Here is a 26,946-nt window from a genome sequence, read left to right on the forward strand (position 1 = left end):
ATTCTTTATCCCACAGATTGTATAGATAATAAAAATGGTCAATTTTTATCTCAATAACTCAAGTCCGAAACTTGAGTTACATTTTAGGCTCGCACGGAGGTGACAACTACCCTGACACAGGGGGGTATGCTATGCAAGAAGCTTTATTTGGTAATAAAAATAACCGTCGTAGTGCTGTAAGGTGGGACAGGATTATGGACGGTGGGTCATTTATCATAGCCATTGACTGCAGGTGACTGAGAGTAAATGATAAATAAGCAGGAGTTACAGATTGTTGTTCTTTGGGCCTTGGTTGGTTTTTTATCGTGGCTTTTCAGCGTACAGATTCTGTTTTCCATGAGTCATGGTATGGTTCACTCTGCTATAAATAAATATCCGGGGTCTGTATTCCCTAGAGAAATACTTTTGTTTATCAGTTCAAATTCTTTTGATATAATATCGCTTTTTATCGGAGCGTTTCTTTTGGGGTTTTTGTTCCGGCCAAAATTCGTACGTATGTTGTCATTTTATATGGCGTATCGTGCTGTTGGGATTTATTTCCTGATGGAGTCCTTGTTTTTATCTCATTTTCAAAACTGGACTTATGGCTTAGAATTTATTGAGTATATTTTTCTACTTATTGGCGCTTGTGTTGGAATGTTTGCCTTTGCAGCGGTTGCCTGTTTTGCTGGGAGGATGACTGGGCTTTTGCTGTTTGCCCGCGCGAACCGAAGGATCCGTTGAGGTGACCGAAAAGAGGGCATCCATGCTTATCCTCATATATACCGGATGCAGCAGAACAAAAGACCTGCGGGATGTCTGCGGACAAAAGTCATAACGGGCTATTCTTACGGACGATTACAGTTGATATTTTTTTATTTTTTTATAAAGAAGGGGTCTCGATATTCCAAGCAGTTTGGCTGCCTTGCTTTTATTCCCACCGCTTGTCTTCAGTGCCGAAGCAACAGCCTGTTTTTCTGTCTGCTTAACAAGCAGATCCAGCCCGAACCTTTCTTCGGAATCGTCTTTTCTTGAGCCTGAACCGTAATCTGCATAGGAAATTAATCCGCGCTGTACGTCATTTTCACTGATCTGACTTTTTCGTACCATAATGAGCAAGCGTTCAAGGATATTTCGCAGTTCTCTGATATTGCCGGGCCAGTCATAGCTCTGCAGGGCAAGAACAGCTCCCTTGGAAAGGGTCTTATGAAAAATACCATGGGCTTTTGACAGCTCTTCCCATATTTTCCGGCTAAGAAATGGAATTTCTTCAGGAGTCTGTTTCAGCTCAGGAATAATGATGGGAATGACATTGAGCCGGTAGAACAGATCGGCCCTGAACCGGTTTTCCTCCACGAGTTTTTCCAGAGGCTGGTTGGTCGAGGCAATGATTCTCACATCCACAGGAATGTTTTTTTCACTGCCAACGGGGGATATTTCCCTTTCCTGAATGGCTCTCAGCAGCTTGACCTGGGATGCTATGGGCATATCTCCAATCTCGTCAAGGAGAATGGTTCCCGTATGGGCAAGTTCAAACTTACCTTTTTTCCCTCCTCTTCTCGCACCGGTAAACGCCCCTTCTTCATAGCCGAAAAGTTCGGATTCAATGAGGTTCTCCTGAATGGCGCTGCAGTTGATCCGTATAAAAGGTTTGGAGCTGCGCGGGCTGAAGTTATGGATACTGTGGGCAAAAACTTCTTTCCCTGAACCGGAAGGGCCTCGTATCAATATGGTAGCATCGCTTGTGGCTGCCTGCATGGCTATTTCTTTCGCCATGGTCAGTTCTTCAGAAGAGCCGATAATGTCATCAAAGGTGTACTTGACATTCATGTTGACGGCCCTGATTTCCTTAAGGTTTTTAATTTTGGCATTCAGTTCCGCTATTTTTTCTGTGAGAAGCTTAACCTCTTCCACATATCGGAAACGTATCAGGCCCAGTGCGCCGACACAGTCACCGTTTTTGAGAATTGGAATTCTGGATACCACATAATGTTTTCCAGAAATGTCTTGAAAGCAGTCATGCTGGGCAATACCGGACTCGGCTGCTTTATGGAGTTGCGTATTGTCCACAATTTTTGTGACATGCTGGCCGATGACCTTATGGGGACTGATATTGTGAATTTCGCAGAAACTATCGTTTACATAGATAATTTGTCCCTCTGTATCCACGACCATGAGGCCGCATGCGCAATAATTGATAATGGTGCGCTGAAAATCGATAAGATTTTTTAAATCCGGGAAGGTCCCGATATTTTTTACTATCGCATAGGCTTCATTGGAAATGGCAAGGTTGCTGCCGCTCTGGTTATCGGAGCTTTTAAAGGCGCTTGTGGTATGATTGGCATCTTCCATGTCCGCTCCATTTCGGGGTTCTATTGCCGTGTATGAACTGAGCGTTTTGATTTAAAGCAGGTCTCTTCCATGAAGCAAAGTAAAAAATGGCATAATACCATATAGCCGTTGCCTGGCATGCTCGTGCGCAGCTTTGTAATGGAGCGTGACATATGTTCGTCTTTGTTAGCAGTTTCCCTATAACATCTCGAGTTTCAAAGCCTTTGCTTCTGATATGGCGGGTTCTGACAAAAGAAGAGTTTTTCTCTTCACTGACCCGTGGAAAGGGGGCAATGGTCTGGCTGCAGCCAGAGGTTTGTGCTGAATAGTGCATTGTTATTATAGTTTTTTTCCGAATCTCTTCCTTTTTGTCTTTCCTGCGTGAAAGCTCCTGCTGTCCTTGCGGATTTCTCTCCTCCTCCGTTTTTGAATGTTACATTCAATTACATAAACCCTATAGTTTTTTTTGTCAAACAATCATCCTTGCCGATTGATAAGGTACTCGTTTTAAAGGGTAATTGCTTGGTTTTATACCCTTGCGGTTTGGATGGCACGGATACTGAAATAGTTCAGGCTGCATGTCAGTGGAAAATGAATTCCAGTGATCTGAGCAGTCAACTTTTTTTGGGGAGGATTCAATGGCTAAGACATTTAAAGAGGTCATGGCAGATGCCGGTATCTCCATGGGATTTCAGGCGTGCGGTACGGCTCCTGAGGAGATGGTGGACCGGGAGGTGAAGCAGGAGCCCCATGAAAGGGTCAAAAAGCTGAAAAATATTTTCATGGAGACCCTTTCTTCGGCAAACAATGAATTTTCATACTGGTATACCCGGGAGTACATGAAGCATGACAATGAAATTCCGGTTGTGAGAAGGGCCAAAGCACTGAAGTGTGCTTTCAGCCATCTTACCCCGGTTATTTATCCCGGAGAAAAGCTTGTCATGCACAAAGCTCATTTTTTCCGGGGCTCATTCCCCATGCCATGGCTTTCGGAAGGCTTTTATGTGGCCAAGGAAGATGAGCTGTATCAGGAAGCCATGAAAAGAGGTTCTGCCTCCGTGGATGAGCATTCCAAATTTGGCCAGGGCGGTGGCAACGTTGTGGCGAGTTTCGGAAATGTGGTTTCCATCGCAGGGAAATTTGGCATGAGAAAGGAAGAAATTCCTGTTCTTGTGGCACTGGCTAAAAAGTGGGTTGGCAAGTCTGTAGATGATCTGGGCCATAAGTACGAAATGATGGTCCCTGAGTATGAGATCAAAGAAAAAATCATGCGCAACATTGTATGCATGTTTGACTCAGGATTTACCCTTCCTCAGGGCCGTGAGGTCATCAATTATTACTACCCGCTGGAATATGGTTTTGACGGGATCATCAAAATAGCAAGGGAAATGAAGGATACAGTAGCCGGGCGAGCCGACGGAGACGGTTTGATCGGCATGAACAGGCTGTACAACTATGAGGCGGTGATTCTTGCCATTGAAGGTGTACAGGCATGGATTCTGAATTATGCCAGAGAGGCCCGCAGGCTGGAAGCCATCGAAAAGGATACGGTTCAGCGGAAAGAATACGGCGAAATTGCCGATAGCCTTGAGTGGATTGCCCACCATCCTCCGCGGACATTCCGTGAGGCTTTTCAGCTGATTGAAACCGTGCACCTTTCGGTTCTGAATGAAGATGCCATTTCCGGTCTTTCTCCCGGTCGTATCGGTCAGATTCTGTATCCCTATTTTGAGCAGGATATGGAAGCGGGTCGCCTGACAGAAGATGAGGCGCTGGAACTGCTGGAGCTTGACAGGCTGGTCAAGACATCCATCGACTGCTTTGCTTCCGTGGGTGTTGTGGGAGGTGTTCTTTCCGGGAATACCTTTAACACCGTTTCCATAGGGGGGCTGGATAAATTCGGCAATTCTGCGGTAAACAGGCTTGAGTATCTCATTCTGAAAGCGGCGGCAAGCAATGCCATGCCCCAATCTACCCTCGCGCTCCTTTATGATGAAAAGCTGCCGGAAGATTTTCTTATGCTCGCGGCAGAAGTCATTAAAACCGGGGCGGGCTATCCGGCCTTCATGAACAATGATGTTGCCGAACACTTTCTGGTCTCCCATTACGGGCCTGAGGGCATGACCATTGAAGAATCCCGTGCCTGGGCCATTGGCGGCTGCCTTGAAACCTCTGCATGCTGCTGGAAGCCTCTTCACCTGAATGGCAGGGAATACTGGATTCCGGGTGGATGCGGTCAGCCAACGAGTGTGGGCGTTCACTTTATCTCCATGCCCAAGATACTGGAACTGACCCTCTATAACGGGGTGGATCAGCGTTCTGGCGAACAGGTTTTTGAACCCCATGGTGTGGAGCTGGATTCCTATGAAAAGATCTGGGATCAGTTCAAGGCATACTGGCAAAAAGCGGTAGAGGTTCTGACGCTTACCAACAATATTCAGCATGATGTCTGGCGAAAAAATAATATGGGCGTTTTCCACTCCGTACTGAAGCCGGACTGTCTTACCACGGGTCATCTGATCAATGAGCTGGGATATCGGTATAATGCAACCTTTAATGTGGAAAGCACGGGTACGGTCAATACGGTGAACTCCCTGGCGGCCATTCGCCGACTCGTTTTTGATGAGAAGAAAACAGACCTTGAAACCCTGAAACAGGCAATGAAGGAAAACTTTGGCTTTAAAACCGCTGATGAGGTCAATTCCTTCTCCATCGCCGATCAGCAGAAAAGGGATGATGATAAAGGACGGTGGGACAAACTGCACTTTGCCTGCCTCCAGTCACCGAAATACGGTAATGACGAGCCCTATGCGGACAGTATTCTTCAGGACTGGGAATCCTTCTTCTGCGATGACTGCTACAATTATGAATCACTGTATGGCCATCCCCTTTATGCCTGCCAGATTTCCGTATCCACACACGGAGCCATGGGCTCTGCCACCATAGCCTCTGCAGACGGGCGCCTTTCCGGCACAACCTTTGCCGACGCCTCCATGTCCGCCTATCCGGGAACGGATAAAAACGGTCCCTTTGCCCTGATGACTTCGGCTGCCGTATGGGACCATGCTAAATCCCAGAACTCACAGCTCAACATCAAGATTCATCCCACGGCCATCAAAGGCGAAGAGGGATCACGAAAACTGATTGATCTCACAAGGGCCTATATGCGGAAGGGTGGCTTCCATGTTCAGTATAATATTGTTGACTCAAAAATGCTGAAGGATGCTCAGGAACACCCTGAAAATTATCGTGATCTTATGGTCCGGGTCGCCGGATTCACGCAGTACTGGGTGGAAATCGGTAAATCGGTTCAGGACGAACTGATTGCCAGAACAGAATATGAAGGAGTGTAATCATGACAATACCATACCGCGATACGCTTGAGTTTATTCCCGTTGATGTGGATAAGGGCATTGACCGGCTGACGGGAAAAATGGTGAAGGCCGATGCCAGTGCGCCCGATGGCTATGGAATGGTTGCCAAGTGTAAATTCTGTAAAAATTACACCGAGGAAAAAGACTATATAGGTATTTGTGAAGCAAGCGAGCAGACACCTAAGTTCATAGCCTACGGCGATATGTTGGCAGTAACCTGTAATCAGTTCCAGAAAATTTAAAGAATGGCTTGGCCGGGGCATAGGCCCCGGCACGAGAGGCTGTTTCAAAACTTTTTGTTCCATTGGCGGCCCGTGTGCCGCCATATGGAGCACAGCTCTGATGCTAGGGGTTTTGATTCCGCCTCTTTTTGTGCCCGTTTTTATCATTAAAAACGAGAGGGTGTTCTGCATTCAAAATTCGCCATGAGGTTTTTCGACTCTAAGGAGCTGATCATATGAATAATTCTGAAATCAAGGGGTGGTCTGTTGTTGCGGCGTCCTGGCTGGCTTTGTTCTGTCTTTTCGGATACAGGGCGACATTCTCCATACTGAAAGTACCCATGAGCGCAGATATGGGATGGTCCCAGACGGAGGTGACTCTGGGCTATTCCATTCTGATGATGTTTTATGCCATTGCCGCATTTTTCTGCGGAATGCTGTTGGATAAATGGGGAACCAAGCTGGTTTACGTCATTGGCGCTGTTTTTGGTGCGGCCGGGTTTATCGTAACCAGCCATGTGCATTCGCTGTACGCTTATTATGCTTCCTATGGGGTTCTGGCGGGTGTTGCCACGGGTATGCTCTGGGTTTCATCCACCATTTCCGTTCGCAAGTGGTACGTAGGCAAGAACTACGCCAAGATGTTCGGCATTGCCTTTATGGGAGCGCCCATGTCCCAGGTCATCATGAGCCTTTTTGTCAAGGAATCCCTGGCAGGTGCCCAGGGCGATGCCTGGCGAAGTGCCATGCAGCTTCTGGGCTGGCTTACCCTTGCCTGTCTTTTGCTGGCGGCTGCCGTAGCCAAGAAAAATCCTGAAGATTACGGTCTGAAAGCTTTTGGGGAAGCGCCCGCATCGGATCAGGGGCAGCAAAGTGAATATGTATGGGGTGTGAAAGAGGCCTTTGCCTCCTATCCCATATGGGGGGCGATCCTTACCTTTCTGACCAGTATGCTCGCGGAATTTCTCGTATGGACCCAGGTTGTCAGCTACTGGAAAGATGACCTCGGCTACAACCTGAGTACGGCCACCAATCTTTATGTCGCCATAGGAATTGTTGGGATTTTTTCTATGCCCATCATGGGCATTATTGCAGATAAGGTTGTGGCCGTATCCAGCTGCGAATCCCAGGGGCGGAAGCGAATGCTGATTTTCGGTCCGGCAGCGGGGGCTGTAGCCTGTGCATTTCTTTTGATTCAGTCCGGAACGGGTCCTGCTTCCATTCTTCTGGGCGTTATTTCCTGTTTTATCTTTGCCGTGTACTGGGCCGTGGTTCCGGGAGGAGTTGTTGGGTATACCGGAGCTGTTTACGGAAGACAGACCCTGGGTAAGATATGGGGCCTTGCCACCTTGATCGTTATGGGGATTGGCCCTTTTCTTGGACCGTTGATAGGAGGTTTTTTAAAAGATTCTACCGGCTCCTATACCTATTCCATTCTCTTTGCTCTGGTAGCCTTCATTGTTTCCGCGTGCATCGCCTCCACCCTGCCCCTTAAGGCGGATAATGCCGCCATCCGGAGTATGGGTACCCATGCCGTTCATTGAGAGGGATAGCCGTTTGTTATGAAGCATGCATCCGGTTTCTCAAGTTTTGTGAGAAACCGGATCTGCAAAAATCAAAGGGTGATGTAAGCCCGAAAGGAGCCGGGGAGAATGATGATGGGGAGCCGTGCTAATCAAGATGCCATGGGATTGATTTTCGATGTGCAGGGCCATTCTGTTCATGATGGGCCTGGAACCAGAACAACTGTTTTTTTAAGTGGTTGCCCGCTCCATTGTGTGTGGTGCAGCAACCCTGAAGGTTTGTACCGAAGTCCGGTAGTCATGCATAAGCTGTCCAGATGCCAACGTTGTGGGAACTGCCTCCGATCCTGCCCTAACGGGGCCGTTCGTGTAGATAATAACATTTTACTGCATGACAGGGAGATCTGCGCGAAATGTACAAGCTATAACTGCCTGGATACCTGTTATCAGGAAGCCCTTGAATTGAGCGGCCGGTATTATTCCGTTGATGAGCTGATGAGAATTTTCCAGAGGGACCGCCAGTTCTGGGGATCAAAGGGGGGTGTAACCTTCAGTGGCGGCGAACCTCTGCTTCAGAAAGAATTTATCATTGAAATACTGAAGGCTTGCAAAAGCAGCTTCATTCATACCTGCGTGGAGACAACTTCCTGCATGGATACGGATTTTTTCATGGAAGCCATGCAGTATGTGGATTGGGCTTTCACGGATATCAAACATATGGATTCCGGGGAACACAGGCGGCTTACGGGAGTTGGGAATGAGCTGATCCTGAATAATATCAGAAAACTTGCATCGGCAAGCTGGAATGGTGTGATGGTACCCCGCGTTCCCGTAATTCCGGGAGAAAATGATTCCCCGGAGAATATGGAGCGCACGGTTCGATTTATAAAGGACATCGGTCTCGATGTGGTCAATCTGCTTCCTTTCCATCGGCTTGGTGAATCCAAATACCGGCAGCTTGGGCTGACATATGCCATGGCGGATCAGTCGCCACCGTCGGATGAGGCCATGCGGGCGTTGCAGGCAATGGCCGAGTCCTATGGGCTTTATTGCTTCATCGGCTGGGAAACCCCGTTCTAATCTTTCCACCCGAATGAAGGAGAAGCCAATGATATCACAGCGTGATCAGCTTATAGAAGAGATTATTCGTATAGAAATGGATATGTTCCGTAATGTTAACTCAACCATCACCTCGCCCTGTCAGGAGTATCTGAAAACCTTCCGGGCCATGAGGTGGATGGCCCATTCGGTTTCTCCTGATGATATTCTGTTCTCCTGTTTCCATGATTTACAGGAAGGAGTTACGGAGGGACGGAATTTCATGCGGGAAAAATATGCGCGGATGGAAGGTCAGATTCCGCCCCTGAAAACCAGTGTTCTGATAGATGAGATTGTGGATGCGGAATGCGGCTGGATGGAAGATGTGTCCAGCCATTATCCCGATGTGTTTCAGCCCGGTGGCGATGGGTTCAGAATCTATCTTTCCTGTGAGCTGGAAACTTTTTCCGACAGGACCATTGAAAAAATACACCATTTTACCATGGCGGCTAAAAAGGCAGGCAGGAATCTTGTTGAGGAACGTTATCGGAATCTTTTTGGTAAGCTTGGTATGCCTTTCAGAAAGAAGGGAGGAAATAGGATGCCTGCAGAGTGAGCCTGTGCTCCTTTTTGTAGACAGATCATGCCAGGGAGTGGCCTCCCTGGCTTTTTTTGTTCCGTAAAAGGCCGCATGGTCTGCACGGGACCGCATTGATAGCGGCTGTTTTTTGATCCGTTTCCTATGGAAGCGGGGAGAGGGGATACAATGGTTTTAAGATAAATAAAAAAAATTTAACAATTCAAACAAAAAGGTTGAAAAGGCCCGGGTGAAGCCATAGAACCACAATGGCAGCCAGAATAAGTGAGCTTGGGGCTGGTCGGGATAAAGAGGGCTGCCATCCTTTTGTTTAGCCTCTTTTGACAAACTGTGCTGCGAAATGATGGGAAAGGAAAGGTTATGAAAGTGAAAAAGATGTGGATTACGGTTGTTATGATGACCCTTTTTCTGCTGAGCTGGCAGGTGGCCATGGCTCAGGAGATGGCTATTTTCGGGAATGAAGCAAGGCCTCCTAAATTGTGGAAAGATGGCAGCGAGGCCAAGGGAACCCTGGTGGATATTTTCCGGTATGCGGAGCCGAAGCTGGGAGTTCATTTTGATTTTCAGCTTTCTCCCATGAGCCGGGCTCTGGATCATGCCATGAACCAGCTGGGGGGAATCACTGGTTTTTCTAAAACGGAAGAACGATGCAAGGTCTATGATTATTCCGATGTGGTCTACAATGATGAAGTACTGCTTGTGGTCAAGAAGGGAAGGGAGTTTCCTTTTGAAAAGCTGGAAGATCTGAAAGGAAAGATCATTTCCTACCAGAGGGGAGCAAGCTATGGCTCTGATTTTGAAAAAGCCAAAGAATACTTCAAACCCCATGAAAGCAACAGCCCCACGGCGGCTTTTCTCTTTCTGCATGCGGAAAGGGCGGATGCGGTTGTGATCAGCCCCGGCAGGGCTGCGATGCATACCATCCTTAAAGATCCGCAGCTTCAGGGAATTAAAGATGATTTTACCGCCCTTGCCAAGCCCCTGACCGTAGATCCTAACTACCTTGCCTTCCATAAAGGCATGGAAATGGGGGAATTTATCGAACGGTTCAATGCGGTCATCGCAGAGGGTTATCGAAACGGTGACATCCCTAAGATTATTGACAACCAGTAAGCCGTGACTGCTCAACCCGGTGCCTGTTCTGTGAAGATTCCCGCGGATGCAGAAAGCCTGCTTTTTCGTATCTTCATGCCGTGGGTCACCGGGTTTTTGTATGAGGAACAGGTTGTTTTGGTATGATTTTTTTCCTAAGGAGTTCCCATGGAGTCTGTTGCTCAGGCCGTTTCCCCGAAAAAACGAATCTTTATCCGCCTTATTTTCACCGTGCTGATGCTGACTACAGCCATTCTGGTTCTGATGGGATGCTGGCAGTATTATGATGCCAAAAAAAGTCTGGAAGAGGATCTGAATGTGGGGGCAGATCAGGCCGTTCAGCGTTTGTCCCTGACCATTCAGGAACCTCTTTATAACTTTGATATGGGTACGGTAGAAGCTATTCTTCGTTCAGAAATGCAGAATCACAGGCTGCTGTCTCTGGCGCTATACGATTCTTCCGGAGAAAAAAGTATTCTGGTGCTGATCCGTGATGGTGAAAACGAAATCCGTATGGCGGATGCCCTGCCCGACAGCCGAGCTTTTGAAAGGCGTGCCATTCTTCAGCGAGACGAGGACGTTCTGGGATCCCTGACCGTTCTCATGGATCCGGATTCCTTCCGGGAACATCTTCAGCAGGTACTTGTGAACACCATTATCACCATTATGCTCCTGAATGTGCTGTTGCTGGCCGTGATGGCATTCTCTTTGAAAATGATGGTGTTCCAGCCCCTTACGGGTATGATTTCCGCGGTTCGGGATATGGCGGAGGGTGAGGGAGATCTGACACGGAGACTTTCCGAAGAAAGGGGCGATGAGCTGAGTCTGGCAGCTCACTGGATCAATGGTTTCATTTCTCAGATTCATGTTATTATGGGACAGATCCGGGAGAACGGCAGTACTTTGAAGGAGTCTTCCGCCTCCCTTCTTTCCATTTCTGAAAAGATGGCAGGAGATGCCCGGGGATCGGCGCAGCGTGCCACAGCCGTTGCAACGGCCACGGGTGATATGGGCCACAGCATGGAAAATGTGGTTTCCGCCATGGAAGAAGCTGCGTCCAATACGGGTATGGTGGCAGCAGCGGCGGAGGAAATGACTTCAACCATTGATGAGATTGCCCGGAACGCGGAAGAGGCCAGACAGACAACGCAGAAGGCCGTGGAGAGATCCGAGGGTGCCTGGGAAAAAATGACAGAGCTGGGCGGTATTGCCGGTGAAATCGGAAAAGTCACGGAGTCTATCTCCGAAATATCCGCCCAGACCAATCTGCTGGCACTCAATGCCACCATTGAGGCGGCCCGTGCCGGTGAGGCAGGAAAGGGTTTTGCCGTTGTGGCCACGGAAATTAAACATCTGGCCACTCAGACGGTGACAGCTACGGAAAATATCCGTACTATTATTGATGCTGCCCGCAGTATTATCGAGCAGGCCACAGGTGAGGTGAAGCAGGTGAGTGAGGCCATTCTTGCCACCAGTGACATTGTGGGGGGCATCGCCACGGCCGTGGAAGAACAGTCCGCCGCCACCCGTGAAATTTCCGGCAATGTCCTTCAGGCTGCTCAGGGCATTCAGGAAGTCAATAAGAACATGGCTTCCATGAATGGTTTTGTCCGTAGTATCCGTCAGGATATTGAGGCGGTGGATGAAATCAGTAAAAAGATGTATGCCGTAAGTGATGACGTGAATGGTCGGGCCAGAGATGTGGCCGATATGTCGGCGGCACTCCAGAATCTCATCGGCCGTTTTGTGCTCTAGGTGCTGGAGACCGGAATATATGAAGAAAATGGTTCTGATTCTGCTGGGAGGGATCATGGTCGTGACAGGAATGATGCATGCCGGGGCAAAGGCAGTCGTGACCGGCCCTGTGGTCACCTTTGAAGGGGGATCTCTGTACCGTTCCGGCAAAGTACCCGTGCTGGATCTGCACGGTTCCTTTCATGCCATGGGCAGGCAGTACGGATACCTTCTGGCCGAAGAGCTGCAGCTTCTTTACGGAGAAGCCATCGAGAATTATTTTCTGAAGGAAAAGGGGCTTTCTGCCGCTGTCATGGATCAGACGGCAGAGGCCCTTTATGATCTGTATCCCAGACGCTTCAAGGATATTCTTACGGGCATGGCGGAAACCTCAGGGCTTTCCCTGAAGCAGCAGATCCGCCTCAATGCCCTGGAGCTGTATGGGGTTCTGACGGGTTGTTCCGGGATTTTCGCCTGGGGAGAGTATGCGGGAAATGGCCCTCTGATTGCCGGTAGAAACTACGACTGGTTTGACTCTTATGCGGGCTTTGCCCGGAAGCTTGCGGTCACGGTCTGGCATCCCGATTCCGGTATCCCCACGGCCATGGTCACCTTTGCGGGCGTGATGTACATGACCACAGGCATGAACGCGGAAGGGCTTTTTCTGGAGCTGAACAACGGCATGCCATCCGGCGGCGGGCTTACCTACACGAACCGGGTGCCTGCCATTGTCAGTTTGATGGGTTTTCTGATGGATTATGAAAGGATTCCTCAGCTGGATGCGGCCTTTCACAGCACAAGGCCGGAGTTTGCCTTTATCATTACTGTTGCGGATAAAGAGGGGGCCTTTGCCTATGAGTGGGCACCCTTTGACCTGAAGCGGCGGGGGCCGGACAGGGAGGGGCTGCTGGTGGCCACCAACCATTTTGCAGACCCGGCATGGGGCCTTGCCCTGCAGCCGGGTACGGGGTTTGAGTCTCCCCTGCGGCGGGAGAATCTGTTGCACCTTGCTGAAGAGCATAAGGGCGTCATGGGGCTGGATACCATGGCGGCTGTGCTGGATACACCCATGGATCAGGGGGGAGCTACCTGGCCGCCGGAGGGAAATATCCGAACGGTCTATCAGGTGATAGCCCTTCCGGGGGAGCGCATGTTCCGGATCAAGGTGCCGGGTTATCAGGAGTGGACGGATGTGGATCTGAAACCGTTTTTTCAATAAAAGGATGGGGTCTTATGGGAATGCGGAGTATGAGGTGCCTGCTGTCGGTTCTGCTGGTGATGCTGGCAGGCTTATCGTTTGCGGATATGCGGCCGGTGCGGATCGGTATATCCAAGATTGTGGCCCATCCGGCGCTGGATGCGCTGGAGCAGGGGGTGCAGGACGGCCTCCGGGAGAGCTGGCCCAATGCGGTGTTTGATCTGCAGAATGCCAATGGGGATCTGTCCACGGCCGCTTCCATTGCCCAGAAATTCAGAGCTCAGAAGGTGGATCTGGCGGTGGGTATTGCCACTCCCACCTCACAGGCTCTGGTGAATCTTCTCCGGGATCAGCCCGTAATTTACTGTGCGGTCACGGATCCCGTGGATGCCGGGCTGGTGGATTCCTATGATCAGGGCGGGGATAATGTAACCGGGTACTCGGATATGACCCCTGTGGCAGAACAGATTGATTTTTTGCTGAGGGTGCGGCCTATGAAGCGTCTGGGCCATATTTATGCCAGCGGCGAAGCCAATGCGGTGCGTCTTGCCGAAATTGCCCGCAGGGTATGTGAGGCAAGGGGAATAGAATTTGTGGAAAGCACCGTGGCTAACAGTGCGGAGGTAAGGCAGGCCATTCAGGCCATCATCCGCAGGGTGGATGGAGTGTATCTCAGTAACGACAATACGGTATTTGCGGCCCTGCCTGCCGTATCGGAAGTATGCATGCGTCACAGGGTGCCGCTGGTGACGGCGGATCCCAGCTCCGCACGCAACATCCCTGTGCTGGCCGCCTGGGGGTTTGACTATTACCGCATGGGGCTGGCCACGGGGCGGCTGGCCGGAGAGGTCCTTTCCGGTACTCCTACGGCGGATATTCCTACCCAGTATATGAAGGATCCATCGGACATGGAGCTTCTGGTGAATCTGGATGTGGCTGCCATGCTGGGCGTGGAGATCCCGGCCGATTTGCTGGAACAGGCCAGTATCCTAATTAAAAACGGACAGGTGACAGAGGTTCGCTAGGCTATGATAGAAGGTATTTTTGTGGAGGGCCTGATTTACGGCATTATGGCTCTGGGTGTTTTTTTCACGTTCCGGATTCTGAATTTTCCGGATCTCACGGTGGATGGCTCCTTTCCTCTGGGGGCCGCCGTGATGGCTGCATGTCTTGCCGGTGGCGCCGGTATCGTCTGGGGCCTGAGCCTTGCTGTTATTGCCGGGTGGCTTGCCGGTGCGGTTACGGCTGTTATTCATAACCGGCTGAAGGTGCCCCATCTCCTTGCCGGTATCCTGACCATGACCATGCTCTATTCCATCAATATCCGTATCATGGGTAACAGGGCCAACCTGCCTCTGGTACGGACGGACACTCTTTTTTCCATGGTTACAGGAGTCTTTCCCGGCCTGGATCCCTCCTGGGTACTGCTGATTTTTTTTCTGCTGCTGGTCCTTCTGATCAAATTGCTGCTGGATCTTTTTTTTCTTACGGATATGGGGCTTATTTTCGGTGCTCTGGGCAATAACGAGCAGATGGTCGTGTCCGCAGGGGTGAATCCTGCCACGTATAAAGTGATCGGTGTGGGGATCTCCAATGCACTGGTGGCCCTTTCCGGAGCGCTGGTGGCCCAGTATCAGGGCTTTGCCGATGTGAATCTGGGGCTGGGCATGGTGGTGTTCGGGCTGGCTGCGGTGATGATAGGAGAATTTCTTATACCCTCCAACCGTATCTGGGTGCTTACCCTCCGGGTGCTTCTGGGGGCCATCCTTTATAAGGCCATTCTGTATCTGGGGCGGTATTATGGTTACGCCATCCACATGACTCCCAATGACCTTAAGCTGATTTCAGGCCTTCTGATTATTGCCGCACTCATGCTGACCCGAAGGGGCCAAAAGGGTGGAAAGGGGCTTTTTTCATGATACGCCTTGAAGGAATCGTGAAAACCTTTCATGGGGGAACAGCGGATGAAAATCCGGTTTTTTCGGGTCTGGAACTTGCCATACCGGAGGGTTCGTTCGTTACGGTGATTGGCTCCAATGGAGCGGGTAAGTCCACTCTTCTGAACCTCATATCCGGTAAAATATTTGCGGATGCGGGGCGGGTTGTGATCAACGGAATGGATATGGGGCGGGAGCCTGAGCATCGGCGGGCCCGGTATATAGGAAGAATTTTTCAGGATCCCCTGGCAGGAACTGCTGCCACCATGAGCGTGGAAGATAATCTGATGATAGCTGCCAGAAAGGGGTTTCGCGGGCTTCGTATCAGTTTGAATGCCAAGAGACGGGTTCTGTTCCGGGACCATCTTTCCCGTCTTGGTATGGGGCTGGAAAACAGAATGCGGGACAACGTGGGCCTTCTTTCCGGTGGACAGCGTCAGGCTCTTACCCTTCTGATGATGGTCATGTCGCGACCTTCCCTGATTCTGCTGGATGAGCACACGGCGGCACTGGATCCAAGAAATGCGGCACGTGTGATGGATCTTACCTGTTCTTTTGTGCAGGATTACGGCTTAACTACCCTGATGGTCACCCATAATATGGCCCACGCCATCCGCTATGGTAACCGTCTTCTCATGATGGACGGGGGAAAGATTGTGCTGGATATTGCCGGTGAAGAAAAGACCTCCCTTACGGTGGAAGGTCTTGTGAAACGGTTTGCGGATCTGGGGGCAACGGCTTCCGATGCACTTCTGCTGGCCCGCTCCGGCGCATGATCCCGTGGAGGTCGGCATGATAACGGGAGAGGGGTGCTCCCTCTCCCGCCCGTTTCAGCGCCCGGTCTTCAGTCGTTCCCAATATCTCTGGTAAATCAGAATGGCATCTCCCACGTCGGTCTGAAACTCTCCTGTTTCCACCAGTTCGGCATCGGGATACACCGTAGGATTGGAGGCCACTTCAGGGCTGAGAAGAGCTTTGGCGGCCTTGTTGGGTGTGGCGTATCCGATTTCTTCCGTAATCATCCGGGCAATTTCCGGCCTGAGTACAAAGTCGATGAAGCGATGGGCCGCTTCGGGGTTGGCGGCGCCCTTTGGAATGACCATGGAGTCTACCCAGAAAACAGCTCCTTCCTTCGGGTAAATGTAACGGATATCGGGATTCTCCTCGGCAGCCATATAGGCTTCTCCGTTCCAGATGGCGCCGATGACCGCTTCTCCGCTGAGCAACACCTGTTTCTGATTTTCCGCAGCAAAGACCCGCAGGCTGGGCATGAGTGCCCGGAGTTTCTCATAGGCAGCGGCAATTTCCGACTCTTCTGTGCTGTTGCCGGAAAATCCCAGTACATGGAGGGCCACGCCAAATACCTCGCGCATGTCATTGGTCAGCATCACCCGGCCCCGGTATATGGGATTCCAGAAGTCTTCAAAAGCGCTGACCCCGGAGGCATCGGTCATGCCTGCGTGTACGCCGATGGCTGTAGAGCCCCAGAGATAGGGGATGGAGTACCGGTTTTCCGGGTCATAGGGCTTGTTCAGCAGGGAAGGATCCAGATTGCTCATGCCGGGGAGCCGGGTTTTGTCCAGAGGCATGAGCAGGCCTTCCTGACGCATTTTATCCACAAAATAGGTGGAGGGAAAAATGAGATCATAGCCTTTGCCGTCCAGCAGTTTGATGCGGGCATACATGGTCTCATTGGCATCATAGGTTGTGTAGATCACACGGATGCCCGTTTCCTTCTCAAAAAGGGAAATGACGGCATTGGGCATGTATTCCGACCAGTTGTAGACGTAAAGGGTCTGCCGGGCCTGGGCGGAACCGGTAAATATCAGGCAAAACACCAGCAGCAGGGTGACAGCCATTTTTTTCATTGTCGTCGCTCCTTGATCATCCATTGTGAAGCCAGCACGGAAACCAGCGTGATGGCGAACATCAGTGTGGAAAGGGCGTTCACCTCCGGTTTTACACCGAGGCGAACCATGGAGTAGATACGCAAAGGCAGAATTTCATAGGATGGGCTGGTAACAAAAAAGCTGACAATAACATCATCTACCGAAAGGGTGAAGGACAGGAGCCAGCCGGAAAGAACCGCAGGCATGATCATGGGCAGAATCACCCGGCGGAAGGTCTGAAACTCATCCGCTCCCAGATCCTTGGCCGCCTCAATGACATGATGGTCAAAGCCGGAAATCCGTGCGTAGACCGTTACCACCACAAAGGGCAGGCAGAAGGTGACATGGGCAATGACCAGAGTGATGAAGCCCACGGGAATTCCGAGGAGGATAAAAAGAATGAGAAGGGAAATGCCCATGACAATATCCGGACTCATCATCACAATATACACCATTGTGTAGAGAACCTTACGGCCTGCAAAACGGTAGCGGTAAAAAGCCAGTGCCGCAAGGGTGCCGATAAAGGTGGCAATACAACTGGAAACCAGTGCCACCTCCAGAGTATGCATGGCAGCTTTCAGCAGCATGGGGTTGGCCGCAAGGGCTTTGTACCAGTCCAGGGTGAATCCCTGCCACTGGCTTCCGTAGCGGGCGGCGTTGAAGGAATAGATGATGAGAATCACCAGAGGTGTGTACAGAAATCCATAGACCATTACCATATACAGGGTGCGGCCGAGGCGTTGATCCCGGTTTGCCATTATTCACCTCCTCCGCTCATCGGATGATGCTTTCGTTGAAGCGTTTCATGCTGCGCCAGTAGGCCAGAAGCATGAGGGCCATGGTAAGGGTGAGCATGACGCTGGCTGCGGATCCGAAGGGCCAGTTTCTTGCAGTAAGAAACTGGTCCCGGATGAGATTACCCACCAGAATGCTGCGGGAACCACCCAGAATATCGGGGATGTAGAAAAGTCCCATGGCAGGCAGGAAGACCAGGATGGATCCGGCAATAATACCCGGCAGGGTCAGGGGAATGACGATGCGGGTAAAACGCTGGAAACGGTTGGCCCCCAGATCTTCGGCGGCCTCAAGGAGTTTGGGGTCCATTTTTTCAATGGCGGCAAAGAGGGGCAGAATCATGAAGGGGAGCAGGTTATACACAAGCCCCAGAAGAACGGCTCCTTCTGTATACAGCATGGGAAGGGGAGTCTCTATGAGGCCAAGGTTCATCAGCCAGGTATTGATCAGGCCATTGGCCCGCATGAGCATCATCAGGGCATAGGTGCGGACAAGGGAGCTGGTCCAGAAGGGGATAATCACCAGCACCAGCAGCAGTCGGCGCCATTGCCGGGGCGCCCGTGCAATGCCATAGGCAAAGGGATAGCCTGCCACCAGGCAGATCAGGGTTACGATCATGGAAATTCGGAACGATTCCAGAAAAATACTCAAAAATACCGGATCAATGAGGGTCTGGTAGGCCTCCAGACTGAAGCGGATGCGTACAAAATTACCGGCATCCCTTTCCAGAAAGCTTGTGAACAGAACCAGCATATTCGGTGTGAAAACAAAGAGCCCCAGCCAGGTGCAGACCAGCAGGATGACTCCGTTTTTAAAGAAACTCTTTTCACTCTTCATGGGAAAAGACCACCTCCCATCCCTCAATCCAGCTCACACAGACCTTTTCGCCCCCGGCATAGAAGATGTGTTCCGCATCTTCATTGAAAAATTCCGTAACAAAGATCTGTTCTCCGGAATCCAAACGGATTACCAGATCCACGGTGGAGCCTTTATAAAGGAGTTCTTCCACCACTCCGGGCAGATAGGGTGGAATGCAGCCATCGGAAAGACGTTCGATTTTGAGATCCTCAGGACGGAGCAGTATGCGAACCGGTTGGTTTCTCTGGAAGGATTTCCGGGTGTTCAGGGGGAAATCCGTTTTGCCAAGGCGGCAGATGTAGCCCCCTTCCGGCCTTGCCGTAAGGATATGGCCTTCAAACACATTGATCTGGCCCACAAATCGGGCCACAAACATGTTCACCGGCTCTTCATAGATTTCCTGGGGTGCGCCTACCTGTTCGATGTGTCCTCCGTTCATCACCACAACCCGGTCGCTCATAAAGAGGGCTTCCTCCTGATCATGGGTAACGAAGATAAAAGTGATGCCGAGGTGACGCTGGAGGCGTTTCAGTTCCAGCTGCATGGTTTTTCTGAGCTGATAGTCCAGGGCCGAAAGGGGCTCGTCCAGGAGCAGTACCAGGGGGCGGTTGACAATGGCCCGGGCCATGGCCACCCGCTGCTGCTGACCTCCGGAGAGCTGGTGCACCCTGCGATGGGCATATTCCGCAAGTTTGACCATGGACAGGGCTTCCTGCACCCGCTGACGGATTTCCTTTTTGGGAGTTTTTTTCAGCTGAAGACCAAAGGCCACATTATCAAACACGCTCATATGGGGAAAGAGGGCGTAGGACTGGAAAACCGTATTGACATCCCTCTGGTTGGGCGGCACCTCGTTCACACAGCGGCCTGCGAGGATGACCTCTCCGGTCGTGGGTTGTTCAAATCCGGCCAGGAGCCGCAGTATGGTGGTTTTGCCGCAGCCTGATGGACCCAGAAGGGTGAGAAATTCTCCGGGATGGACATCCAGGCTGAAATTTTCCACAGCGGTTTCATCATGGAACCGCTTTGTTACGTTTTTAAGTTGAAGAACCGGCTGTGTCATAGGGCATGGGGCCCTCCTTTCGGACAGAACATCAAACAGCATAAGGGGGAATCCCCCAATCCCGTCATCACCTTTCTGAGGGCTCCAACAGGCCGAAAAGCAGGACGCCAAAAGCCTTTTTCATAAAAGCTTTTGGCGCACCGTCATATAGATAAGAAGAAGGTAGCTGTCAATGATAACAGGACTTTTAATGGAAAAAAGAAATGTTTTTCTGCAAGAAGTACCCATGAAAGGCTTCCATATCCTGCGGGATGGCATGCAGAGCATGGCTGATGGTCAGCAGATTATGGTTTCCGGCCGGGAGTGTGCCACCCGTTTTCGTTTGAGCGTTCTGGAAGAAAATCTCCGGATATAGGTGCACCTTCTGCAGAGATCTTCGGAGAGGAACCCTTGGGAAAACCCCTGGCGTATATTCTCTGCCCGCCTGCCGCTGATGATATGGGAAAGGGATTCCGTAAAGGCATTGCCAAGGTGAATGATTCCTTCCGCATCCAGACAGCATGGCGTGACAACCCCATTGGACAGAATGGCGATCTGATCTCTGAGTCCGTAGCAGAATCCCCGGTCACCGATGAACGGATCCTTCATGGAGGGCCACCGGAACTCCGTATCAAAATGAAGATAGGTTCTGCCGGAAAGGAGAAAGCTTTTTTTCTTCCGCACGTCAACTTCTCCCAGCCTGAAACCGTACAGGTCTTCCAGCTTTTGCAGGATGGGATTGCGGGGAAGCTCCTCCGGCCTGCCCATATCCCAGAAACGGAAGTTGATATAGAGGTCGGGACGTACAATGCCTGCTTTACGGGCAAAGGCAAGCACTGTTTCCACTTTCAGGGGGAGGTTTTCCACTTCATTGGCAAGCAGGGCATGCAGGGAAAAGTTGATCTGAACCACGGAGGAGGCAAGAAGAGCCTCTTCCTTGCCTTCCAGAAGAAGACCGTTGGTTGTGATTTCAAAGCGGGCACCCGTCTGCTGGCCCAGCTGAATGAGGCGGGAAAAATCCGGATGCAGCAGGGGTTCTCCTTTGACATGCAGCAGAATCCGCTGGCTGAGGCAGGAGGCTTCTGTCAGTATTTTTTGGAAATGATCCGGAGAGAGAAAGGTATTGTCCCTCCGGATGGGGGAGCAGAAAGGGCAGGCCAGGTTGCAGACACTGGTAATCTCTAAAAAAATCTTCCTGAACATACCAAGGTTCCTTCCCTTTGCCGGCCCGGACGACAAAGGGAAGGGTCCGTTTCTGGCATGGTTCTTTTTTGGCAGACGGTGTGCGGAGTGGACCGGGTACCGTGGGCGACCACTCCGCTTTGGTCAGGCGCCGCCCTGATTTCCGATGAATCCGCCGGACATGGTTCCTGCCTCTGCCGGAGTTCCGGCAATGCGGGCAAGATAGGATGCACCCAGTTTTTTGATGTGATCGCTCACATTGTCGAAATAATTGAAATGGGCCTGCTCTTCCTCAATGATGGTTTCAAAAAGCTTCATGCTGATGGCATCGCCGTTTTCCCGGCAGACCAGAAGAAACTGGTTGTAAATGTCCAGAGTTTCGTCTTCCACATTGGCGTCAAAGGGAAATATCACCTCCACGTCCTGCCCCTTTTCCACTCCACCGGCGGGTGAAACCGTGGGCTCACCGCCCAGCTCTTTGATTCTTTCCGCAAACATTTCTGCATGGCGCATTTCATCAATGGCAATGAGCTTCAGCTTGGCCGCCAGCTCACCAAAATCCATGTCATCCAGATTGTAATGCTGGTTCATGTACTGATGAATGGCCTGTAGTTCCATGGACCGTGCCTGATTGAGAACCTCAATCACCTTTGCCCGTCTCTCTTCTTTGGCACCTTGTGTCATTTCTGCCTCCAGGATTGAATCAGCGGTTAACGGGTCCCTGTGTTCCCGTAAGGGAGAACCCTGTGCAGGCTTTTTTCAGGTCATTGTTATCATCCTGCATGGGACATCATACCATGAAGGGGCAGAAAAATAAAAGCTGCAAGTCTCAGGACTCAGCCGACGGGCGCTGTTCTTTTGGGCCTGTTTCAGAAAATCACACTGGCCCGGAGAAAGGCAAAGTCCTTGTCTCTGAACTGGCCGAAGGTGTCATGGTTATCTCCCCCGCTGTAGATGAAGGCACCCAGAGTCAGAAGGGTGTTTCTTGCCGGTTTCCAGGATGCCTCCAGCTGATGCTGCCTGTCCTGAGAGTTCAGCCATGTGAAGACCCGCCAGAGGGTGTTGAATCGGGAGTCAAAGGCAGAGTATTTCATGGTGAAACTGACACCGTGGGTATAGGCATCGCTTTCCAGATAAGGTTCGTGGTCGTGTATATAGACGGCCATGTACTGGAGATTGACGAAAAGATTCCGGAAAAAAAGATCGTTTCTGTCCATGCCGATGAGCAGCTCGCCCTTCTGTTTTTCTTCAATACCTTCGGAAAAAACGTTGAGCAGGGAAAGATTGTCTTCAAAGGCTACGCGTTCATAGTGCCCTTTTGTCTGCCAGGCCCCCTCCATACGGAACACATAGGCTCCGGCCGTAAGCTCCATATCGGCTCCGAAGACCACGGCATCGCTGTGAACCCATGAGAGTTCCGCAGGCAGGGGCAGGGCATGGGGTGGATAAGGAAGGGGAATCTGGTGAATGGCCGATACCCTCAGATGGGGCATGGGATCTTTTCCCCGCCAGGCATAGAGGGAAGCGTCGGCACGGCGCAGGGGAAAGGCCAGCTTCAGGCCCATGGATGCATCCCCGTCCCATGTCCAGTCCTCATCACTGTTTCGGATACGGCCCCCCATCTCCTTGAATTCTTCAAGGCGGGCAGGGGTAAAATAGCTTCCGTAGTCTGGCATGTCGTTGCCCACAAAAAGGGGGGACCAGAAGGCTTCCACGCGCAGACCGCCTGGCAGGGAAGATTCCATAAAAAGACCGGTGATACCGGTTTTCCGCTCGTTTTTATCGTAATAGAGAAAGCTTGTCATATCTTCCGGGGAAACACGGTCCATGGGACGGATTTCATCTCCCTTGCCCCAGTGCAGAATTTTTCTGCCCGCACTGAGGGATAAAAAGGTTTGGCTCAGGTGCCAATGATGTTCGAGGTAGAGCTCCCGCACATCGGCCTTCCATCCTTCATCTTTGTCAAGATCCTGATAATCCAAACGGAATCTTGTCATGAAGCTGGTGTTCCCCATGTGCTTTTCCAGGAGCATATCCAGCCGGTTGGTGGTCTGCAGGTCATGGGGAGACTGCATGGGGTACCATACGGAAGGCCTGAGCTCTCCTTCAAACCGGAAGGTCTCCCTCAGCCCTGTGGAGGAAAGAGGTTCCGTACTTCCGGGCAGGGAGGTTCCCAGAAGATCCGTAAAGTCAAGATCATCCTCATCCAGACTCGCCCCATGGACCGTCAGGGGAAGGCAGAACATCAGAATGAGGGCGGGAATGGAGCCGAGTCTGGAAACCACTATCCTGTAACAGGTCTTAATGCCGGGAATGTTTATCGCCATGTGTCCCCCATCCTGTCCGGGTCAAAACTCATGCTGTCCACGCCCGTGTTGACAAGGGCCTGCCTCGCCTCAATGATGGTGGTGTGATTGGCTTTCAGATCCTTGGCAACGGTGCGGAATGGAATGTGAATGCCTTCTATTTTCTGGACCTCACCTGCCACGATGACCCGCTCCAGACTGCCGTCCCTGCCGAAAAAACGGACCTGCAGGGGAAGAAAATTTTCCTTGTCTATCCAGCTGAGCTGCCTTGGGTAGCGTGCGGAGGCGTCTTTGGATATGGCCTCCACCCGGTAGCACTCCCTGCCGTTGAACAGGGCGTCGCTTCGCCGCTCATGGAGATAATCGTCTATCTTGCGGCCTCCGAGATCTTCGTAGGAAAAGTCCGTATCCTCAAAAGCGTTCTGCCTGTCGTTTACGGCTACTTTTCTGGCTCTTCCAAGGGCGGGGATATAAAGGTACTGATCATTATCCGTGTGTTCATTCTCTATGGTGAGAAAGGTGACTCCCCGTTTGATAGAATCCAGAAAGCGCAGCACATAGCGGTCCGTGGGACCGTAGGCTTTCTGGCGGATGGCCACCTGCCGGGTGTCCGTGGTCCTTTCTCCGGAAAGAAGGGTCATGGTACCCAGTATGGAAAGATCCTGTTCCGGCCGGTTGAAATCTTCCACTATTTCGGCCAGCTGACGGCCATCGTCCTTTGTGGTTTCCGGGTTGAAGGGACCGATTTCTGCCATTGCGCTTCCGGCCATAATGAAGGCGGAGCTGATAAGGGGGAGCAGGATTTTATGCAGCATGGGATTCTCCTTTCTGATGAAGATTCTGTGGATGAGAGGAAGGGCTGTGGCTTTTGCCGGACCTGGGTGTGTGGAGTCTGGATGCGGCCAGGGTCAGGGCCGCAGGCAGCAGAGTCATGGCTGCAAGGGCGGCGCTGATCATGGTGATGGAAATCAGGATGCCAAGGTTGATCAGGGGAATGAAGGCCGAGGCCAGCAGTACGAGAAAGCCGGAGGTGACTGCGGCGGCATTGAGGAAAATGGCCCTCCCCGTCCCGGATGCCGTGTGCAGAATGGCTTCTTCGTGGCAAAGTCCCCGGAATCTGGCTTCCCTGTAGTGTACGAGATAGTGGATGCCGTAATCAATACCGATACCGATGGCCACACAGGCCGTAATGGCCGTGGCCACATCCAGGGCAATACCCGCAAATCCCATAATGCCGAAGGTCCCCATGATGGTGACGGCCAGGGGAATGAGGCTGAACAGGCCATAAAGAAGCGACTTCATGATCCATGCCACCACAATGAATACCAGAACAAAGGAAATGGCGATGGACCAGAGCTGGCCTTTTACAATGAGCTGGTTGGCTTCCAGATAGAGGGTGCCCGGACCTGTGGTGTGCGTCGTAATGCCCCTGTCCCGGAGAATCTGTCCTTCCGGTCCCTGCAGAAAGGCCAGTGCCGTGTTGCTGACGGACCGGACCGCCGTGCTGCAGGCTGTTTTCATCTGGATACCGATGGCGGCCTCTTTTTTAAGGGGATCCATGAGGCTTTCCGTGTCCTTGCGCTGGTATTTGTCCATGTAGGCTTCATACTGGGCATGAAGCGCTTTGGCACTTTTTTCTCCGGAAAGATCGTCTATTCCCGGCAGCCTGTACCAGGCAGGATCATTGTCAAAAAAAGCCTGATTCATTTTTTTGATAAAGTCCGCACTACTGATCACCTTGCCGATTTCCTCATGTTCGGCCATGAGGTGATCTCCCAGCCTTTCCATGACACCCACCACATCGGGATCCAGTGCATCTCCGGGTTTTTTACCGGAAAAAATAACGGAAACCCCGGTGGTCCCGGCAAAATGATCATTGATAAAGGTATCCGCCGTTCGGATGGGCGCATCCTTTTTGAAAAAGGTGATGTTGTTCATTTCCACCCTGAGCAGGGAAAGGCCGGTCAGGGAAAGGATGAAAATGATGAGAAAAAGAGTCAGTACGGTCCGGGGTTTGCGGCAGCAGAAAAGGGAGAGGGCCGCCGCTGGCCGGAAAGGTTGCGGCCCTTTGGCAGCTATGCTGCCCGGCTTGCCGCTGAAACGGATCATGAGGGCTGGAATCAGGCAGAGGGCAAGGAGCAGGGCGAACACAACGCCAAGACCGATAAATACGCCAAAATCACGTAAGGGTACGATTTCATTGGCCGTAAGGGAGGCAAACCCTGCCACTGTGGTAAGCCCTGCCATGAGAACGCCACCACCCGTCAGGTTCAGCACCCTGCCAGCCAGCTGATCCGGAGTGAGGCCCATGCCCTGTCCCTGCTGGAAGGCATGGGTAAGGTGAATGGCATAGGCCGTTCCCACGGCCACCAGAAGGACGGGAAGGGCGGAGGAAACGATGGATACGGGAACACCGGTATAGCCCATGACGCCAAAGCACCAGACAAGGGAAATCATTACTGTGAGCATGGGGTAGAGCACACCGGGCAGATTGCGGAACATGAGGAAAAGGCATGCCATGACCACAAGGGTCACCACGGGGAACAGCCAGCGGATATCCCGGATCATGAGGCTGCCGATTTCATTATCCACCACGGGTTCTCCGGCCATGTGGACCCGAAAGCCTGAATCCCTGAACACATCTTCCAGTATGATGCGCACCTCATCCAGCAGAAGGGCCTTGTTTTCCTTGTTCAGGTTGGGGGCGGTTTTCACCAGAAGGAGGGTGGCATTTTCCTCCTGATTGTAGAGACCCTTATCAAAAAGGGACCAGTTGTGCAGCCGCAGGCGGAGTTCCGCAAGACTGCTGCTTTCCGGGCGGTACATGCGTCCCGTGCGAATCTGCTTGGGCGAGGCAAGGATGGCCTCCTGCAGGGCAGGAAGAAATGCCGGGTCTTCCCGGTCCTTCTGGCGGAGAGAGTGGAAAAATGCAGGTGGTATGCCCGTATCCGTTTCGGTGCTGGTCTCTTCGCTGAAAAGGGTCCGGATGGCGGAGGTATCCCTCGGGCCTGTTTCCAGAATCAGACTGATCAGTTTTCTGGCGGAAGCCGTATCGGAGAATCCATGGGAGCGGAAAAAGGTATCCATGTCTTCCAGAAAGTAAAATTCGGGCCATACCGTATCGCTTTCCATGAGCGATGAGATCTGATCCACCCATATGCCACGGTTGAAGCCCCGGTTGTCCGTAGGCCGGGTGACGGCGGTCATAAGGGCTTTGGGAAGGCTGGGATCGCTCCGCACGGCACGGGCAAGGCGGTCGGCTGTCTGGGAAAGGATCTCGGGTGTCAGTCTTCCATGGAGATAATGGGGAGTCGCTTCTTCCAGTTCCTCCAGCAGCATGTCCCTGTCTGAAAAATGGCTGGCATCGGGCAGGAAGTCCGGGCCTTCCAGCCGTGTGAGATTTTGGAGGTAGGCCGTTATCACAAGGGCCTGTTCATGCTGCATGTCCAGTATGGATTGTATACGGCGGGCAGGAATGATCTGGTTGACCCTCAGGATCTGCTGGCCTGCCCTGTCCACCCTGTCCAGCAGTGAGGGGTCGTAGATGCTGTTTTGGGATGCAATGGCTATGACGATGCCAGTGGTGGAACCAAAGGTTTCCTGAGTATCCAGAAAAAAGTTTTTGGCCCGGTTGCTGTCCGGCAGCATGAACATGATGTCGTTTTCGATTTGCAGCCGGGTCATTCCCCAGGCAAAAAAGAGGGTAAGGAGGAAAATGGCAGCGACCAGCATCCGGAAATTCCGGGCCAGGGGCAGGATAATTCGGGCCAGAGTCAGGTTTTTCATGGCAGACCTTCCTTCAAAACATGGAGTAAACTGGGATACAGCCCTGTCTTTTGTGTGATGATC

22 protein-coding genes are annotated in these 26,946 nt (G+C 51.7%); 12 read left to right on the forward strand and 10 right to left on the reverse strand.

The window, feature by feature from the left end; all coding sequences use genetic code 11:
• Window positions 1–246 precede the first annotated feature (246 nt).
• On the forward strand, window positions 247–723 hold the full coding sequence (locus OOT00_RS12785) for a hypothetical protein (RefSeq protein ID WP_265425774.1): 477 nt from the start codon (window positions 247–249) through the stop codon (window positions 721–723).
• A 114-nt stretch (window positions 724–837) separates the two neighbouring features.
• Here OOT00_RS12785 and OOT00_RS12790 read toward each other — a convergent pair whose 3' ends face one another.
• Window positions 838–2,331: a sigma-54 interaction domain-containing protein gene (locus tag OOT00_RS12790; protein WP_265425775.1), complete on the reverse strand. Its 1,494-nt coding sequence runs from the start codon at window positions 2,329–2,331 to the stop codon at window positions 838–840.
• Window positions 2,332–2,948: 617 nt separating this feature from the next.
• Here OOT00_RS12790 and hpdB point away from each other — a divergent pair.
• The 11 genes from hpdB to OOT00_RS12845 all read left to right on the forward strand — a co-directional run bounded on the left by hpdB (window position 2,949) and on the right by OOT00_RS12845 (window position 15,801).
• Window positions 2,949–5,663 (forward strand): 4-hydroxyphenylacetate decarboxylase large subunit, encoded by a 2,715-nt coding sequence (hpdB, locus tag OOT00_RS12795; protein WP_265425776.1) that lies wholly within the window; start codon window positions 2,949–2,951, stop codon window positions 5,661–5,663.
• A gap of 2 nt (window positions 5,664–5,665) precedes the next feature.
• On the forward strand, window positions 5,666–5,926 hold the full coding sequence (gene hpdC, locus OOT00_RS12800) for a 4-hydroxyphenylacetate decarboxylase small subunit (RefSeq protein ID WP_265425777.1): 261 nt from the start codon (window positions 5,666–5,668) through the stop codon (window positions 5,924–5,926).
• A gap of 215 nt (window positions 5,927–6,141) precedes the next feature.
• A complete protein-coding gene (locus OOT00_RS12805) occupies window positions 6,142–7,449 on the forward strand; it encodes an MFS transporter (protein WP_265425778.1) in 1,308 nt (435 codons plus the stop codon).
• 108 nt (window positions 7,450–7,557) lie between these two features.
• The gene (locus OOT00_RS12810; protein WP_265425779.1) at window positions 7,558–8,508 is read left to right on the forward strand and encodes a glycyl-radical enzyme activating protein; all 951 of its coding nucleotides are present in this window, start codon (window positions 7,558–7,560) and stop codon (window positions 8,506–8,508) included.
• A gap of 28 nt (window positions 8,509–8,536) precedes the next feature.
• Window positions 8,537–9,082, forward strand: coding sequence for a DUF4125 family protein (locus tag OOT00_RS12815; protein WP_265425780.1), 546 nt, complete (start codon window positions 8,537–8,539; stop codon window positions 9,080–9,082).
• A 342-nt stretch (window positions 9,083–9,424) separates the two neighbouring features.
• Entirely contained in the window at window positions 9,425–10,177 is a 753-nt protein-coding gene (locus OOT00_RS12820; protein WP_265425781.1) for a substrate-binding periplasmic protein, read from the forward strand.
• Window positions 10,178–10,324: 147 nt separating this feature from the next.
• Window positions 10,325–11,911 (forward strand): methyl-accepting chemotaxis protein, encoded by a 1,587-nt coding sequence (locus OOT00_RS12825; RefSeq protein ID WP_265425782.1) that lies wholly within the window; start codon window positions 10,325–10,327, stop codon window positions 11,909–11,911.
• A 19-nt stretch (window positions 11,912–11,930) separates the two neighbouring features.
• Window positions 11,931–13,109, forward strand: coding sequence for a C45 family autoproteolytic acyltransferase/hydrolase (locus tag OOT00_RS12830; protein WP_265425783.1), 1,179 nt, complete (start codon window positions 11,931–11,933; stop codon window positions 13,107–13,109).
• A gap of 14 nt (window positions 13,110–13,123) precedes the next feature.
• Window positions 13,124–14,113, forward strand: a complete 990-nt coding sequence (locus OOT00_RS12835) for an ABC transporter substrate-binding protein (RefSeq protein ID WP_265425784.1) — start codon at window positions 13,124–13,126, stop codon at window positions 14,111–14,113.
• Between the two features lie 3 nt (window positions 14,114–14,116).
• Window positions 14,117–15,007 (forward strand): ABC transporter permease, encoded by an 891-nt coding sequence (locus OOT00_RS12840; protein ID WP_265425785.1) that lies wholly within the window; start codon window positions 14,117–14,119, stop codon window positions 15,005–15,007.
• A complete protein-coding gene (locus OOT00_RS12845) occupies window positions 15,004–15,801 on the forward strand; it encodes an ABC transporter ATP-binding protein (RefSeq protein WP_265425786.1) in 798 nt (265 codons plus the stop codon). The genes OOT00_RS12840 and OOT00_RS12845 overlap by 4 nt, the downstream gene beginning before the upstream one ends.
• A 54-nt stretch (window positions 15,802–15,855) precedes the next feature.
• Here the strand turns inward: OOT00_RS12845 and OOT00_RS12850 are convergent, their stop codons facing one another.
• The 9 genes from OOT00_RS12850 to OOT00_RS12890 all read right to left on the reverse strand — a co-directional run bounded on the left by OOT00_RS12850 (window position 15,856) and on the right by OOT00_RS12890 (window position 26,883).
• Window positions 15,856–16,893, reverse strand: a complete 1,038-nt coding sequence (locus tag OOT00_RS12850; RefSeq protein WP_265425787.1) for an extracellular solute-binding protein — start codon at window positions 16,891–16,893, stop codon at window positions 15,856–15,858.
• Window positions 16,890–17,672 carry a spermidine/putrescine ABC transporter permease PotC gene (gene potC, locus OOT00_RS12855; RefSeq protein ID WP_265425788.1) on the reverse strand — a complete coding sequence of 261 codons (783 nt, stop codon included), beginning with the start codon at window positions 17,670–17,672 and terminating at the stop codon, window positions 16,890–16,892. The genes OOT00_RS12850 and potC overlap by 4 nt, the downstream gene beginning before the upstream one ends.
• A 16-nt stretch (window positions 17,673–17,688) precedes the next feature.
• Window positions 17,689–18,546: a spermidine/putrescine ABC transporter permease PotB gene (potB, locus tag OOT00_RS12860; RefSeq protein WP_265425789.1), complete on the reverse strand. Its 858-nt coding sequence runs from the start codon at window positions 18,544–18,546 to the stop codon at window positions 17,689–17,691.
• The gene (potA, locus tag OOT00_RS12865; protein ID WP_265425790.1) at window positions 18,536–19,630 is read right to left on the reverse strand and encodes a spermidine/putrescine ABC transporter ATP-binding protein PotA; all 1,095 of its coding nucleotides are present in this window, start codon (window positions 19,628–19,630) and stop codon (window positions 18,536–18,538) included. Before potA ends, potB begins: the two co-directional genes overlap by 11 nt.
• Before the next feature lie 276 nt (window positions 19,631–19,906).
• Window positions 19,907–20,812 carry a radical SAM/SPASM domain-containing protein gene (locus OOT00_RS12870; RefSeq protein ID WP_265425791.1) on the reverse strand — a complete coding sequence of 302 codons (906 nt, stop codon included), beginning with the start codon at window positions 20,810–20,812 and terminating at the stop codon, window positions 19,907–19,909.
• A gap of 123 nt (window positions 20,813–20,935) precedes the next feature.
• Window positions 20,936–21,475, reverse strand: a complete 540-nt coding sequence (locus OOT00_RS12875) for a bacterioferritin (protein ID WP_265425792.1) — start codon at window positions 21,473–21,475, stop codon at window positions 20,936–20,938.
• Between the two features lie 185 nt (window positions 21,476–21,660).
• A complete protein-coding gene (locus tag OOT00_RS12880) occupies window positions 21,661–23,118 on the reverse strand; it encodes a DUF1302 family protein (protein WP_265425793.1) in 1,458 nt (485 codons plus the stop codon).
• Window positions 23,109–23,912 (reverse strand): outer membrane lipoprotein-sorting protein, encoded by an 804-nt coding sequence (locus OOT00_RS12885; RefSeq protein ID WP_265425794.1) that lies wholly within the window; start codon window positions 23,910–23,912, stop codon window positions 23,109–23,111. Before OOT00_RS12885 ends, OOT00_RS12880 begins: the two co-directional genes overlap by 10 nt.
• Window positions 23,902–26,883: an efflux RND transporter permease subunit gene (locus tag OOT00_RS12890; RefSeq protein WP_265425795.1), complete on the reverse strand. Its 2,982-nt coding sequence runs from the start codon at window positions 26,881–26,883 to the stop codon at window positions 23,902–23,904. Before OOT00_RS12890 ends, OOT00_RS12885 begins: the two co-directional genes overlap by 11 nt.
• Between the last annotated feature and the right edge of the window lie 63 nt (window positions 26,884–26,946).

The sequence above is a fragment of the Desulfobotulus pelophilus genome (assembly GCF_026155325.1).
In the GTDB taxonomy this organism is placed as follows: domain Bacteria; phylum Desulfobacterota; class Desulfobacteria; order Desulfobacterales; family ASO4-4; genus Desulfobotulus; species Desulfobotulus pelophilus.

What these genes read in the sequence shown, in the direction of transcription:
- OOT00_RS12785 (WP_265425774.1), top strand. Translation starts at nt 247, where the DNA reads ATGATAAATAAGCAGGAGTTACAGATTGTTGTTCTTTGGGCCTTGGTT.
- OOT00_RS12790 (WP_265425775.1), bottom strand. Translation starts at nt 2,331, where the DNA reads ATGGAAGATGCCAATCATACCACAAGCGCCTTTAAAAGCTCCGATAAC.
- hpdB (WP_265425776.1), top strand. Translation starts at nt 2,949, where the DNA reads ATGGCTAAGACATTTAAAGAGGTCATGGCAGATGCCGGTATCTCCATG.
- hpdC (WP_265425777.1), top strand. Translation starts at nt 5,666, where the DNA reads ATGACAATACCATACCGCGATACGCTTGAGTTTATTCCCGTTGATGTG.
- OOT00_RS12805 (WP_265425778.1), top strand. Translation starts at nt 6,142, where the DNA reads ATGAATAATTCTGAAATCAAGGGGTGGTCTGTTGTTGCGGCGTCCTGG.
- OOT00_RS12810 (WP_265425779.1), top strand. Translation starts at nt 7,558, where the DNA reads ATGATGATGGGGAGCCGTGCTAATCAAGATGCCATGGGATTGATTTTC.
- OOT00_RS12815 (WP_265425780.1), top strand. Translation starts at nt 8,537, where the DNA reads ATGATATCACAGCGTGATCAGCTTATAGAAGAGATTATTCGTATAGAA.
- OOT00_RS12820 (WP_265425781.1), top strand. Translation starts at nt 9,425, where the DNA reads ATGAAAGTGAAAAAGATGTGGATTACGGTTGTTATGATGACCCTTTTT.
- OOT00_RS12825 (WP_265425782.1), top strand. Translation starts at nt 10,325, where the DNA reads ATGGAGTCTGTTGCTCAGGCCGTTTCCCCGAAAAAACGAATCTTTATC.
- OOT00_RS12830 (WP_265425783.1), top strand. Translation starts at nt 11,931, where the DNA reads ATGAAGAAAATGGTTCTGATTCTGCTGGGAGGGATCATGGTCGTGACA.
- OOT00_RS12835 (WP_265425784.1), top strand. Translation starts at nt 13,124, where the DNA reads ATGGGAATGCGGAGTATGAGGTGCCTGCTGTCGGTTCTGCTGGTGATG.
- OOT00_RS12840 (WP_265425785.1), top strand. Translation starts at nt 14,117, where the DNA reads ATGATAGAAGGTATTTTTGTGGAGGGCCTGATTTACGGCATTATGGCT.
- OOT00_RS12845 (WP_265425786.1), top strand. Translation starts at nt 15,004, where the DNA reads ATGATACGCCTTGAAGGAATCGTGAAAACCTTTCATGGGGGAACAGCG.
- OOT00_RS12850 (WP_265425787.1), bottom strand. Translation starts at nt 16,893, where the DNA reads ATGAAAAAAATGGCTGTCACCCTGCTGCTGGTGTTTTGCCTGATATTT.
- potC (WP_265425788.1), bottom strand. Translation starts at nt 17,672, where the DNA reads ATGGCAAACCGGGATCAACGCCTCGGCCGCACCCTGTATATGGTAATG.
- potB (WP_265425789.1), bottom strand. Translation starts at nt 18,546, where the DNA reads ATGAAGAGTGAAAAGAGTTTCTTTAAAAACGGAGTCATCCTGCTGGTC.
- potA (WP_265425790.1), bottom strand. Translation starts at nt 19,630, where the DNA reads ATGACACAGCCGGTTCTTCAACTTAAAAACGTAACAAAGCGGTTCCAT.
- OOT00_RS12870 (WP_265425791.1), bottom strand. Translation starts at nt 20,812, where the DNA reads ATGTTCAGGAAGATTTTTTTAGAGATTACCAGTGTCTGCAACCTGGCC.
- OOT00_RS12875 (WP_265425792.1), bottom strand. Translation starts at nt 21,475, where the DNA reads ATGACACAAGGTGCCAAAGAAGAGAGACGGGCAAAGGTGATTGAGGTT.
- OOT00_RS12880 (WP_265425793.1), bottom strand. Translation starts at nt 23,118, where the DNA reads ATGGCGATAAACATTCCCGGCATTAAGACCTGTTACAGGATAGTGGTT.
- OOT00_RS12885 (WP_265425794.1), bottom strand. Translation starts at nt 23,912, where the DNA reads ATGCTGCATAAAATCCTGCTCCCCCTTATCAGCTCCGCCTTCATTATG.
- OOT00_RS12890 (WP_265425795.1), bottom strand. Translation starts at nt 26,883, where the DNA reads ATGAAAAACCTGACTCTGGCCCGAATTATCCTGCCCCTGGCCCGGAAT.